This window comes from Serratia sp. BNK-23 (genome assembly GCF_047456145.1).
Lineage (GTDB): Bacteria > Pseudomonadota > Gammaproteobacteria > Enterobacterales > Enterobacteriaceae > Serratia > Serratia nematodiphila.
Genome location: NZ_CP179900.1, coordinates 5,074,136 through 5,086,494 on the forward strand (window position 1 = coordinate 5,074,136; position 12,359 = coordinate 5,086,494).

The following is a 12,359-nucleotide window of genomic DNA, read 5'->3' on the forward strand; positions in this document are numbered from 1 at the left end:
GAATTCCGGCCCTTTTTTTATGCTTGCGGTTTGGTTTGTGTCCAGTGCTGCCAATGACGCTTGATGAAGGTCACCGGCGGCGAGGTGGCAATGCTGTCGGCGATAACGCCCAGCGCGGTGCCGGCGTTGGCTTTTTCCTTCGGCGGTTTGACCTTGCACTGCTTGATGCCGCCGCTGAACGGGTTCTTCGGCTGCGGTTTTTGCGGTTTGACCGGCGGCGGAACGTAGCTGCCACCGCCGTTGCCCTGCGGTTCGTTCAGCAGCGCGCTCGGTTTGACCAGCACGATATCGGCGGGCAGCGACGGCAGCATCTGCTGCAGCACTTTCACCGTCGCCGGGCGCGGGTGGCCGATGGCGATGGCGGAACCGTTGCGCCGCGCCAATTCGACCGCGCGGTTGAACTGGCGGCGGATATCGGCTTCGTTCGCGGTATCGTCGAGGAACACCCTGCGTTTGATCACTTTCACGCCGGTGCCGGCCGCGGCGCGGGTCGCCTGGCTGCTGCCGATGGTCATGCTGTCGAGGAAATACAGACGATAGCTTTCGAGCGCCTGCATCACTTTCTGCATGCCCGGCAGGCTGGAGGTCATGGCGCTGCCCATGTGGTTGTTCATGCCGACCGCGTAGGGCACGTTGTTCACCGCGTTGCGGATGATGCGCTGGATCTCGTCGCTGCTCATGGAAGGCTGCAGGGTATCGCGTTCCAGCGGCTGCTTGCTGAGCGGCGCCATCGGCATGTGGATCAAGACTTCGCGGCCCTGGCTGTGGGCGCGGGTGGCCATCAGGCGGGCATGCGGCGCGTTGGGCAAGACTGCGACCGAGATCGCCGTCGGCATTTGCAGCACCGCGTTTTCTTCGTGAGGGCGGTAGCCCACGTCATCGATGACGATGGAGAGTTTTCCTGCCTGCGCAGCGTAAACCTGCAGCAGACAGCCGATTAACAAAGCTGTACGGGTTTTGACATAACGCAAATCTATCTTCCCAACCACGGCAGTGGGTTAACCGCCTGTCCCTGACGACGGATTTCGAAATAGAGCGACGGCGTTCCCTGGCCGCCGCTGGTGCCGACCAGAGCGATCGGCTGGCCAGCGCGCACCTGCGCCCCGACGTTGACCAACGCGCTTTGGTTGTAGCCGTACACGCTCATGTCGCCTTTACCGTGTTCGACCACCACCATCAGGCCATAGCCTTGCAGCCAGTCGGCCAGCAGCACGCGGCCATCGGCGACGGCTTTCACTTCGCTGCCTTCGCGGGCTTCGATCACCATGCCTTTCCAGCGTAGCTCGCCCTGCTGCTGCTCGCCAAAGCCGTGCAGCGTGCGGCCGCGCACCGGCCACATCAGCTGGCCGGCCGGACGACCGAGGCCGCCGGTTCGCGCCATCAGCGAGCGATCGGCTTCGCTAGGTTTGTAGGTGGTGCCGGTTTTCTTCGCCTGCTGTTCCTTGATGCGCACCTGTTCGCGCACCTTGGCCGCTTCACGCGCTTCGCGTTCGGCGCGCGCACGGGCTTCGCGCTCCGCTCGGGCGATCTTGTCGCGCATGCGGGCTTCGTTTTGGCGCAGTTCCACCAGGCGTTGTTGGTCTTTTTCCAGCGAGGCTTCCAGCGCGGTCAGCGTTTTCTTGCGGGCGCCGCGCGCCTGCTCCAGCTTCTGCTGCTGCGTCTGTTGTTCGCTCAGTAAGGATTTTTGCTGGCCCTGTTTGGCCACCAGCGTGGTTTTTTGCTTCGCCAGCTCGGCGCGGGTCTGTTTCAGCTCTTCGATGGTTTTCTGGCGCGCTTCGTTCAGATAACCGAAATAGGCCAGAATACGTTCGCTGCGCTGGCTTTCTTCACCGCTGAGGATCAGCTGCACGGCGCTGTGCTGCCCTTGCCGGAAGGCGGCGTCGAGCTGTTTGGCGAGGAGGTTTTGCTGGGTCGATTGCTGTTTTTGCAGCTTGGCGATCGAGGCGTTCAGGCCGGAAATGTCCTTGCCCAACTGGGTGAGCGTGCCCTGGGTGTCGCGCAACTGGCGGCTGGCCTGGGCGATGGTTTTTTCCTGCTGCCGCAGCTGATCCTGCAGCGAGCTGCGCTGCTGTTGCTGCTGCTTCACCGCTTTTTCTTTCTCGGCGATGCTCTGCTGGATGTCTTTCAGCTGGGATTTATTGTCTTCAGCCGCCTGGCCGGCGAGCGGCAACAGCAAGACGCCAGCGCAAAATACGCTGGCGCACATGGCGGTGAACGTCCTTGGCGCGGTGCGTTCAGGCAGCGGCCGGCTGCCTGCGTTTGCGCTTCGGGTTACCCTTGATAGTGCAAAAAACGCCTTCTCCCTCATGGAGAAGGATTATTCCACGATGAACAGCGGCTTACCAGTCATCTCTTGCGGGATTTCCATTCCCATCAGCGTTAACAGGGTTGGCGCGATGTCCGAAAGCTTGCCGCCTTCGACCGCGCGCGCCGGTTTGCCGACGTAAATCAGCGGCACCGGCAGGCTGGTGTGGGCGGTGTGCGCCTGGCCGGTGGCCGGATCGCGCATCTGCTCGGCGTTGCCGTGATCGGCGGTGATCAGCAGTTGGCCGTCGACGTCGCGCACCGCGTCAACCACCTGAGCGATGCAGGCGTCCAGCGTTTCCACCGCTTTGACCGCCGCTTCATACACGCCGGTATGCCCCACCATGTCACCGTTCGGGTAGTTGCAGATAATGGCGTCGTATTTGCCGCTGCGGATGGCGCTCAGCAGCTTGTCGGTCAGTTCGGCGGCGCTCATCTCCGGCTGCAGATCATAGGTGGCGACCTGCGGCGAGTTGACCAGCACGCGGTCTTCCCCTTTGAACGGCGCTTCCACGCCGCCGTTATAGAAGAAGGTGACGTGGGCGTATTTTTCGGTTTCCGAGATGCGCAACTGGGTTTTGTCGTGCTTCATCAACCATTCGCCGAAGGTGTTGGCCAGCGGCGCCGGCGGATAGGCGCAGGCTGTCGCGATGTCGGCGGCGTATTCGGTCAGCATCACGAAATCGCCGAACTGCACCTGCTTGGCGCGCGGGAAACCGTCGAAGTCGGCGTTCACGAAAGCGCGGGTGATCTGGCGCGCGCGGTCGGCGCGGAAGTTCATGAAGATCAACGCGTCGCCGTCCTGCATTGCGGCATCGGCCTCACCGGCGGCGCGGATCACGGTCGGTCTGACGAACTCGTCGTTTTCACCGCGCTGATAAGCAGCCTGCAGGCCGGCGATCGCATCCTCGGCCACGGCATCGCCTTTGGCTGCGGTCAGCAGGTCATAGGCCAGCTGCACGCGATCCCAGCGGTTGTCGCGGTCCATCGCGTAGTAGCGGCCGATCAGCGAGGCGATGCGCCCGACGCCCAATGCGGCGAAGGCGTCGCGGCAGCGTTGCAGCGGGGCTTCGGCGCTGCGCGGCGGCGTGTCGCGCCCGTCAAGGAAGGCATGCAGATAAATGGCTTTGGCGCCGCGTTGGGCGGCCAGCTTGATCATGGCCAGGATGTGCTCGTCATGGCTGTGCACGCCGCCCGGCGACAGCAGACCCATGATATGCACCGCCTTGCCGGCCGTTACGGCCTTATCGACGGCGGCGGTCAGCACCGGGTTGGTGAAGAAGTCGCCGTCGGCGATCGCTTTGTCCAGCCGGGTCAGATCCTGGTACACGATGCGCCCGGCGCCCAGATTGACGTGGCCGACTTCGGAGTTGCCCATTTGCCCATCGGGCAGGCCGACATCCAGCCCGGAGGCGGCGATCAGCGTATGCGGCTGCTCCCGCCACAGACGATCCATCACCGGGGTGCCGGCGTTCAGGATCGCGTTGTCCTGTTGCTCTTCACGGTGGCCGTAACCGTCCAGGATCACCAGGACCATCGGTTTTTTGTTGTTCGACATTGCATTGACCTCTTATGAACTTTTTAAGCTGCGAATAGCCATGCGCCCGCCGCAAGCATGGCTATTCGCCCTCGAAAAACCGGCTGATTTTACACCGCCGCCGGCGATAAATAGCCCAAAGAGATCAAGGTTGCGGCGAATCGCGCGGGCTTTTATGCTCTGACCTCGGGAATTTCTCAGCGCAGCCCGCAGTTTCTACAATCGCGCTTGCTTATTGGCTGTATTTGCCGCACTCGGCAGGTATACTCTGGAACCTTGACTTATTTATCCCTTAACTGACGGGAGTTGTTACACCCCATGCTGCAAGAAATTATGCCATTCGTAAGCAGACACCCTATTCTGAGCCTGGCTTGGATCGCTCTGCTGGTCGCCGTGATCGTCATGACCTTCAAAAGCCGTTTCTCCAAGGTCAAAGAGATCGCCCGCGGTGAAGCCATTCGCCTGATCAACAAAGAAGAAGCCGTGGTGGTCGACACCCGCAGCCGCGACGATTTCCGCCGTGGTCACCTGGCCAACGCCATCAACCTGACCGCCAGCGAAATCAAAAACGGCAGCCTGGGCGAGCTGGAAAAACACAAAGCGCAGCCGATCATCGTCGTGTGCGCCAACGGCACCGCCTCCCGCGAGCCGGCGGAGAACCTGAGCAAGGCCGGTTTTGAAAAGGTGACGATGCTGAAAGACGGCATTGCCGGCTGGAGCGGAGAAAACCTGCCGCTGGTGCGCGGTAAGTAACCGTTTAACCTATTTGAGGTGGCAATCCATGGCTAACATTGATATCTACACCAAAGCGACCTGCCCGTTCTGCCATCGCGCCAAGGCGCTGTTGAACAGCAAGGGCGCGGCGTTTAACGAGATCGCCATCGACGGCGATAGCGCCAAGCGCGAAGTGATGATCGAGCGCAGCGGGCGCACCACCGTGCCGCAGATTTTCATCGACGGCCGGCATATCGGCGGCTGCGATGATTTATATGAACTCGATGCTCGCGGCGGCCTGGATCCGCTGCTTTAAGCAGCTTGCCGGTTCACCGAGTGTCAATAAGGACGTTTAACCAAGGGTATTACTCACATGTCAGAACAAAACAGCACCGAAATGGCTTTCCAGATCCAACGTATCTATACCAAGGATATCTCCTTCGAAGCGCCGAACGCGCCGCAGGTTTTCCAGCAGGAATGGCAGCCGGAAGTTAAACTTGATCTGGATACCGCGTCCAGCCAGCTGGCTGACGAAGTGTATGAAGTGGTACTGCGCGTAACCGTGACGGCGACCCTGGGCGAAGAGACTGCGTTCCTGTGCGAAGTGCAGCAGGCTGGCATCTTCTCGGTAGCAGGCATTGAAGGCACGCAGCTGGCGCATTGCCTGGGTGCATACTGCCCGAACATCCTGTTCCCGTATGCGCGCGAGTGCATCACCAGCCTGGTTTCCCGCGGCACCTTCCCGCAGCTGAATCTGGCACCGGTCAACTTTGACGCGCTGTTCATGAACTATCTGCAGCAGCAGGCGGAAGGCGAAGGTGCCGCACCACATCAGGATGCCTGATGAACACCGTCAATGCTTCAATGACTGTTATCGGTGCCGGCTCGTACGGCACCGCATTGGCCATTACGCTGGCGCGTAACGGCCATTCCGTGGTGCTGTGGGGGCACAACCCCGCGCAAATTCAAACGTTGCAGCACGATCGCTGCAATCAGGCGTTTCTGCCCGATGTTCCCTTCCCCGATACCCTGCTGCTTGAAGCCGATTTGGCGCGTGCGCTGGCCGCCAGCCGCGACGTGCTGGTGGTGGTGCCGAGCCACGTGTTCGGCGACGTGCTGCGCCAGCTGAAGCCGCATCTGCGCCCGGATGCCCGCATCGTGTGGGCCACCAAAGGGTTGGAAGCGGAAACCGGCCGCTTGCTGCAGGACGTGGCGCGTGAGGCGTTGGGCGAGGCGATCCCGCTGGCGGTGCTCTCCGGGCCGACGTTCGCCAAAGAGCTGGCCGCCGGCCTGCCGACGGCGATCGCGCTGGCGGCGACCGATGCGCAGTTCGCCGACGATCTGCAACAGCTGCTGCACTGCGGCAAGAGTTTCCGCGTCTACAGCAATCCCGACTTCATCGGTGTGCAGCTTGGCGGCGCAGTGAAGAACGTGATCGCCATCGGCGCCGGCATGTCCGACGGCATCGGTTTCGGCGCCAATGCCCGTACCGCGTTGATTACGCGCGGGCTGGCGGAAATGAGCCGTCTGGGTTCTGCGCTGGGCGCCGATCCCTCGACGTTCATGGGCATGGCGGGGCTGGGGGATCTGGTGCTAACCTGCACGGACAACCAGTCGCGCAACCGTCGCTTCGGCATTATGCTGGGGCAGGGTAAAGGCGTGCAGGAAGCGCAGGACAGTATCGGTCAGGTGGTCGAGGGCTATCGCAATACCAAAGAGGTGTTGGCGTTGGCGCAGCGGCACGGTGTGGAAATGCCGATCACCGAACAGATTTATCAGGTGCTTTACTGCCACAAGGACGCCCGCGAAGCGGCGCTGAGCCTGCTGGGGCGAGCCCGAAAGGACGAAAAACCCAGCGCGTGACATAAAACGATATGTCGGGGCAGCTGAATGCTGACCCCGCAAATGACCTGGGCCGCTTCGCGCTACCGTGTGAAGCGGCCCGTTTGGCAAGGTAAAGGGGTATGTGATGTCGTCAGAAGAGTTGGAACAGGTCTGGAACAGCATTAAATCAGAAGCGCGAGCACTGGCTGATTGTGAACCGATGCTGGCCAGCTTTTTCCATGCGACGTTGCTCAAGCACGAGAACCTGGGCAGCGCGCTCAGCTATATGCTGGCCAACAAGCTGGCCACGCCGATCATGCCCGCCATCGCGGTGCGTGAGGTGGTGGAAGAGGCCTACAAGTCTGACAACCAGATGATCGTTTCGGCGGCGCGCGATATCCTAGCGGTGCGCCTGCGCGACCCGGCGGTCGATAAATACTCCACGCCGCTGCTTTACCTGAAGGGGTTCCATGCGCTGCAGGCTTACCGCATCGGCCACTGGCTGTGGCAGCAAGGGCGGCAGGCGCTGGCTATCTACCTGCAAAATCAAATTTCCGTCGCCTTCGGCGTAGACATCCACCCGGCGGCGACCATCGGTTGCGGCATCATGCTCGACCACGCCACCGGCATCGTGATCGGTGAAACGGCGGTGGTGGAGAACAACGTCTCTATCCTGCAATCGGTCACCCTGGGCGGTACCGGTAAAACCAGCGGCGACCGTCACCCGAAAATCCGTGAAGGGGTGATGATTGGCGCAGGCGCCAAAATTCTCGGCAATATCGAAGTGGGCAAGGGCGCGAAGATCGGTGCGGGCTCGGTGGTCTTGCAGGCGATACCGCCGCACACCACCGCCGCCGGCGTGCCGGCGCGCATCGTCGGGCGGCCGGAGAGCGATACGCCGTCGATGGATATGGACCAATACTTCAACGGCACCAACCACGGCTTCGAGTACGGCGACGGCATCTAAGCCGCGCCTGCGGGTCCATTCAGGGGGAGCTTCGGCTCCCCCTGTGTTTTTCAGGCGGCGGTCAGCCCTGTTTCGGGAATGTGACGATGTCGTTGACCATGTCATCGATCGCCGCTTTGACTTCTTGTTCCGTGACTGGCGCGCTGTCGTTGTTGACGGTTTTGCCGTAACTCTTGCGCACCACTTCCAGCACCGTTTTACCGCTATCCTGATCGATCAACTGCGCTTCCAGGAACAGCGTGGTGTTTTGCGTCCGGTGGCCAGTGGCGGCCATGGTGCTGGCCACCACGGCCGCTACCGGCACCACTTCATAGAATTTCATATCCTCATCTTCGGCAGACACGGCGGTAATCGCGACTTTGGCCAACAGCACGCGGGAACCTGTCGGGTTATTCAAAACGGTAGTGCGCTCGGCCACCGCTTTTCTCACGCTTTGGTCGGTATAGTTTCTAATTTTGTCCAGCGTTTGTTGGCTGACGCGGGCGGTGGGTTTAGCCGCCGGGTAATAAACCACGGGAGCGACATACACGCCGCGATAATTCGACTCTTTAAAGTTGGGATCGATCCAACGCAGCGTTTTATGGCCGCTTGGCGAGCTGGTTTCCTGCAGCTTGCTGTAGTCCGGCAGGAACCCCGAATATTGATTCGTTTGGGTGACTTTGGACGAGCAGCCCGCCAGCAACAGGCCCGCCGCCAGAACCGCCATGGCAACGCTCAAACGTTGTTTCTTCATATGGTTTCCTATGATGAGTGGTGATTACCCTTACAAAACATAGCGCATTATCTGCGCCTCATCGGGCTTTTTCGGGGCCGGGCGTGCCCTGCTGCGGCCTTTTTTCAGGATCGTGATGCGCCGCCGGTTTTCGCCGCCAGTGCCGGTGATAAGGCGGCGAGCAAGGCGTCCGCTCTGACCAGCGCCTGGCGTTGCTCAGCTTGCCACCGGGGCAACAAGGGCCAGAGATCCGCCTGATGCTCGGCTTGCAGGCACCAAACCTCCCGGTCGTGCCAATCACCGAGGGCGTTCTGCGCCGCTTTCAGGCTCGCCATCGCGGCGGGGGAGAGGGGAAGGCGCTGCGGATAGGCTTCAGCCGCGTAACGCAGGCGTTTTATCAGCAGCCGCAGGCGGTGGCGATCGTAGCCGGTATCGGCCAATGCCCGGCGCAATTGCCGTTGTTGGCGCTGCAGGTGTTTATTCAGGCGGTGTTTGGCGACGCGTTGCGCGCTGCGGCGAAAGCGGCGCGGCCAGGCGTGCAAAAGCGAGGGAAAGCCGATGAGCTGCGGATGGGTGAGCAGTTGACGGTAGCGGGCCTGAAATTCGCTCTGGCGCACGTTGGCCTGCCAATCGAGGCGATGTCGCGCCAGTTCGGCGATCAGCACCTCGAGATCGCGCAGCGGCGTCGTGAGCCTGCCCAATTCGGCGGCGGCCCGATCGAGCCGGGTTGCGCCGGGGCAGCCGCGTAACGGGCGCAGCAGGCTGCGAATGCGGCGCAGACAGACGCGCAAGTCGTGCAGCGCTTCGCTGTCTTGCGCCTGTTGCAGCCGCAACAGCGCCTCGTTCAGCGCCGGTTCGAGCCGGCGAAGCTGGGTGACAATCTCTGCGACGAAAGCCATATGCCGTGCCTGGAAAGGATGACTCTTCCAGTATGGCGCGACGTCGCGGATTACGCCTTGATCAGCGCACCGGCATAGCCCAGCTGCCGCCAGGCTTCATACACCACCACCGATACGGCATTCGACAGGTTCATGCTGCGGCTTTGCGCCTGCATCGGGATGCGGATTTTTTGCTGCGCGGGCAGCGCATCGAGGATGTCGGCAGGCAACCCGCGCGTTTCCGGGCCGAACAGCAGGTAGTCGCCGGCCTGGTAGCTGACGGCGCTGTGCGCCGGCGTGCCTTTGGTGGTGAGGGCAAACAGCCGCTGCGGGTTTTCGGCGGCGAGAAAGGCGGCGTAATCGGCATGGCGGCTGACGCGGGTGAACTCATGATAGTCCAGCCCGGCGCGGCGCAGGCGTTTGTCGTCCCACGGGAAACCCAGCGGTTCGATCAGGTGCAGATTAAAGCCGGTATTGGCGCACAGGCGGATGATATTGCCGGTATTGGGTGGAATTTCGGGTTCAAATAAAACGATGTTCAGCATGTTGCAGGCCCCTCGTGAACGAGGGGCGCAGGATAGCAAACTCTTACTGTTCTGTCTTAGACGATAGGCGTTGATGATGCAGCGGCAGCCACAGCACCAGCCGCAGACCGCCAAGCGGGCTGTCTTCGGCCTTCACCCAGCCGCGATGCTGATTGACCGCCGCCTCGACGATAGCCAGGCCAAGGCCGGTGCCGCCGGACTCACGGTCGCGCGCCTCATCGGTGCGGTAGAACGGACGGAAGATCTGCTCGCGGTCTTCGGCGCTGACGCCGGGGCCGTCGTCGTCAACCTGGATAGTCACGCCCTGATTGTCGGCGCTGAACGCCACGGCGATGCGGGTGTGCGAATAACGCAGGGCGTTGCGCACGATGTTTTCCAACGCGCTGTCCAGCGCGCTCGCGTTGCCGAACAGCGTCCACGGACCGGGCGGCGCAGCGATCTCCAGCTGCTTGCCCATCTGTTCGGCTTCGAAACGGGCGTTATCCAGCACGTCGGCCCACAGTTCGTTGGCCTTCAACTGCTCGCGCGCCAGCTCGCCCTTCTGCTGCCCGCGCGACAGCGCCAGCAGATCGTTGATCATCGAATCCAGCCGTTGCGCTTCGGTTTCGATGCGCGCCAGCTCGTGGCCTTCGCCGTGGCGGCGGCGCATCAGCGCGGTGGCCAGCTGCAGGCGAGTCAGCGGCGTGCGCAGCTCGTGCGAGATGTCCGAGATCAAGCGTTGCTGGGCGTTCATCATGCGTTCCAGCGCGCTGACCATCTGGTTGAAGCTGGCGCCGGTGGCCAGAAATTCCTGCGGGCCGGCCTCCAGTTCCGGATGCTGCTTCAGGTTGCCGCGCGCCACGTCATCGGCGGCGTTCTTCAGCTTGCGCGCCGGTTTCGCCAGGCTCCAGGCCAGCCACAGCAGCAGCGGGGCGCTGATCAGCATGGTGACGATCAGCAGCAGCAGCGGCCGGTCGAACATCAGGTTGATGAAATCGGATTGCGGGCTGTTGGCGGGGCGGATCAGGTACAGCTGGTAGTTGTCTTCGCCGTCGCGCACCGCGAACGGCCCGACCAGTTCGACGCGGCCGTACTTTTTCTTCTTCGGATGATCCGAATTGTCGGATTGGCCGATGAAGTTGCGGACGATCTGCATTTCATTGCGCTGCGCGCCGATCACCCGGCCTTCGCTGGTGACCAGCAGCAGGCGTTGGCCCGGCGGCGCCCATTTGTCGATGGCGCGGAACAGGCGGCGCCACCACATCAGATCGTTGGCCGGATCGTTTTGCAACTCGGCCTCGACGTGCTGTTCCAGCATCAACCCCTGCCGCTGCTCGCTGTCGAGCAGCGAGGTCATTTGGCGGGAGTCGAGCTTGGGCACCATCAGCACCAGCATTAGCACCAGGGCTAACGTGAACCAGAAAATGGCGAAGATGCGTGCCGTCAAACTGTTGATCATGTTGCAGATACCATCAAATAACCACGCCCGCGCAGGGTTTTGAACCACGGATGCCCGTCTTTGCGATCCGGCAGCTTACGCCGCAGGTTGGAGATATGCATGTCGATGGCGCGATCGAACGGAGTCAGGCGTTTGCCCAGCACTTCCTGGCTCAGCAGTTCGCGCGACACCACCTGGCCGAGATGTTGCGCCAGCAGATACAGCAGGGTGAACTCGGTGCCGGTCAGATCCAGCACCTGGTCGTCGAAGCTGGCCTCCTGGCGGCCGGGGTTCAGCTGCAGGCCATCGACATCCAGCGTCGGGGCGCCGCTGTCGACCTGCTGCTGCTGTTCGCTCCAGTTGGAACGGCGCAGAATGGCGCGAATGCGCGCGACCAGTTCGCGATCGTTGAAGGGTTTCGGCAGGTAATCATCGGCGCCCAGCTCCAGGCCCAACACGCGATCCAGTTCGCTGCCGCGCGCGGTCAGCATGATGACCGGCGTCTGGTGATGTTGGCGCAGTTCTTTCAGCGTATCGATGCCGTTTTTCTTCGGCATCATGATGTCGAGCAGCAGCAGATCGACGGAGCTGTCCAGCAGCGACAACGCCTGCTCGCCATCGTGCGCGACGACGATATTAAAACCTTCCATTTCAAGCAGTTCTTTTAACAGCGAGGTCAACTCGCGGTCGTCGTCAACTAACAGAATCTTGTTCATTATGATTTACCTCCAGACGCAAAATACGTCATCAACTGTTGCCATTCCATGACTTTACGTAGTTTTACATGCACTGACGCAGGTTTTCAGGTGCGGCGGTACACTGCTCCTCGTTGATTCGCAAAGTGAGAAAGCTTGAGGAGTTGAAATGCGTAAGGTGACCGCATTAGTTATGGCATCACTGCTGGCAATTGGTTCGACCGCTGCCTTCGCTGCCGACACTATACCGGACACAGCCCAACCTCCCGGCAACGACGCGATGACCCGAATACCCGGCCAGCACCATATGTTCGACGGTGTCAGCCTCAGCGAACAGCAGCGCCAGCAAATGCGCGATTTGATGCGCCAGGCCCGGCACGATCTGCCAGGTGTCAATGTAGCTGAAATGGAAGCCATGCATAAACTGGTGACCGCAGAGAAATTTGACGAAGCCGCCGTGTATGCCCAGGCGGAAAAGATGGCCCAACAGCAGGTCAAGCGCCAGGTCGAAATGGCCCGGGTGCGCAACCAAATGTATAACCTGCTGACGCCAGAGCAAAAAAGTGTTTTAGACCAGAAACATCAGCAGCGCATGCAGCAGATGGAGCAACAAATTTCTGGTTTGCAGCAAGCTTCTGCCCAGAAGTGAAGTACGACTGAGTAGTCCCCTGTTTTTCCTTGCCATAGACACCATCCCTGTCTTCCCCGCCATGATGGCGGGGTTTTTTTTATCCGACATTTCGCTATATTGAGCGCCATACCTTTT

At 61.2% G+C, this 12,359-nt stretch carries 14 protein-coding genes; 6 read left to right on the forward strand and 8 right to left on the reverse strand.

What is annotated here, in order from left to right:
* Positions 1 to 17: 17 nt before the first annotated feature.
* From ACMGF9_RS24090 to gpmM, 3 genes are read right to left on the reverse strand one after another with little or no spacing between them, the layout of a single operon-like run.
* Positions 18 to 971, reverse strand: a complete 954-nt coding sequence (locus ACMGF9_RS24090; protein WP_015379426.1) for a divergent polysaccharide deacetylase family protein — start codon at positions 969 to 971, stop codon at positions 18 to 20.
* Between the two features lie 2 nt (positions 972 to 973).
* A complete protein-coding gene (envC, locus tag ACMGF9_RS24095; protein ID WP_028128084.1) occupies positions 974 to 2,308 on the reverse strand; it encodes a murein hydrolase activator EnvC in 1,335 nt (444 codons plus the stop codon).
* Positions 2,309 to 2,317: 9 nt separating this feature from the next.
* On the reverse strand, positions 2,318 to 3,862 hold the full coding sequence (gpmM, locus tag ACMGF9_RS24100) for a 2,3-bisphosphoglycerate-independent phosphoglycerate mutase (RefSeq protein WP_088382013.1): 1,545 nt from the start codon (positions 3,860 to 3,862) through the stop codon (positions 2,318 to 2,320).
* Positions 3,863 to 4,159: 297 nt separating this feature from the next.
* Here gpmM and ACMGF9_RS24105 point away from each other — a divergent pair, with 297 nt between their 5' ends.
* The 5 genes from ACMGF9_RS24105 to cysE all read left to right on the forward strand — a co-directional run bounded on the left by ACMGF9_RS24105 (position 4,160) and on the right by cysE (position 7,346).
* Positions 4,160 to 4,594 carry a rhodanese-like domain-containing protein gene (locus ACMGF9_RS24105; RefSeq protein WP_015379424.1) on the forward strand — a complete coding sequence of 145 codons (435 nt, stop codon included), beginning with the start codon at positions 4,160 to 4,162 and terminating at the stop codon, positions 4,592 to 4,594.
* Between the two features lie 28 nt (positions 4,595 to 4,622).
* Complete coding sequence (gene grxC / locus ACMGF9_RS24110; RefSeq protein WP_019452217.1) at positions 4,623 to 4,871, forward strand: glutaredoxin 3; 249 nt, start codon at positions 4,623 to 4,625, stop codon at positions 4,869 to 4,871.
* Between the two features lie 57 nt (positions 4,872 to 4,928).
* A complete protein-coding gene (gene secB / locus ACMGF9_RS24115) occupies positions 4,929 to 5,399 on the forward strand; it encodes a protein-export chaperone SecB (protein WP_004931139.1) in 471 nt (156 codons plus the stop codon).
* The gene (gene gpsA, locus ACMGF9_RS24120) at positions 5,399 to 6,418 is read left to right on the forward strand and encodes an NAD(P)H-dependent glycerol-3-phosphate dehydrogenase (RefSeq protein WP_075684470.1); all 1,020 of its coding nucleotides are present in this window, start codon (positions 5,399 to 5,401) and stop codon (positions 6,416 to 6,418) included. The genes secB and gpsA overlap by 1 nt, the downstream gene beginning before the upstream one ends.
* A gap of 106 nt (positions 6,419 to 6,524) precedes the next feature.
* Complete coding sequence (cysE, locus tag ACMGF9_RS24125) at positions 6,525 to 7,346, forward strand: serine O-acetyltransferase (protein ID WP_004931135.1); 822 nt, start codon at positions 6,525 to 6,527, stop codon at positions 7,344 to 7,346.
* Between the two features lie 61 nt (positions 7,347 to 7,407).
* On the opposite strand, the gene ACMGF9_RS24130 is transcribed toward cysE, so the two are convergent.
* The 5 genes from ACMGF9_RS24130 to cpxR form a co-directional block, all read right to left on the reverse strand.
* Positions 7,408 to 8,079, reverse strand: a complete 672-nt coding sequence (locus ACMGF9_RS24130) for a DUF3313 domain-containing protein (protein ID WP_033631337.1) — start codon at positions 8,077 to 8,079, stop codon at positions 7,408 to 7,410.
* A gap of 104 nt (positions 8,080 to 8,183) precedes the next feature.
* Positions 8,184 to 8,957 carry a CHAD domain-containing protein gene (locus ACMGF9_RS24135; protein ID WP_118892632.1) on the reverse strand — a complete coding sequence of 258 codons (774 nt, stop codon included), beginning with the start codon at positions 8,955 to 8,957 and terminating at the stop codon, positions 8,184 to 8,186.
* A gap of 50 nt (positions 8,958 to 9,007) precedes the next feature.
* The gene (gene trmL, locus ACMGF9_RS24140) at positions 9,008 to 9,481 is read right to left on the reverse strand and encodes a tRNA (uridine(34)/cytosine(34)/5-carboxymethylaminomethyluridine(34)-2'-O)-methyltransferase TrmL (RefSeq protein ID WP_015379422.1); all 474 of its coding nucleotides are present in this window, start codon (positions 9,479 to 9,481) and stop codon (positions 9,008 to 9,010) included.
* Between the two features lie 43 nt (positions 9,482 to 9,524).
* Complete coding sequence (cpxA, locus tag ACMGF9_RS24145) at positions 9,525 to 10,919, reverse strand: envelope stress sensor histidine kinase CpxA (RefSeq protein ID WP_015379421.1); 1,395 nt, start codon at positions 10,917 to 10,919, stop codon at positions 9,525 to 9,527.
* Positions 10,916 to 11,614 (reverse strand): envelope stress response regulator transcription factor CpxR, encoded by a 699-nt coding sequence (gene cpxR / locus ACMGF9_RS24150; RefSeq protein ID WP_414160462.1) that lies wholly within the window; start codon positions 11,612 to 11,614, stop codon positions 10,916 to 10,918. The genes cpxA and cpxR overlap by 4 nt, the downstream gene beginning before the upstream one ends.
* A gap of 148 nt (positions 11,615 to 11,762) precedes the next feature.
* Here cpxR and cpxP point away from each other — a divergent pair, with 148 nt between their 5' ends.
* A complete protein-coding gene (gene cpxP, locus ACMGF9_RS24155; RefSeq protein WP_004931122.1) occupies positions 11,763 to 12,242 on the forward strand; it encodes a cell-envelope stress modulator CpxP in 480 nt (159 codons plus the stop codon).
* The last annotated feature ends 117 nt before the right edge of the window (positions 12,243 to 12,359 follow it).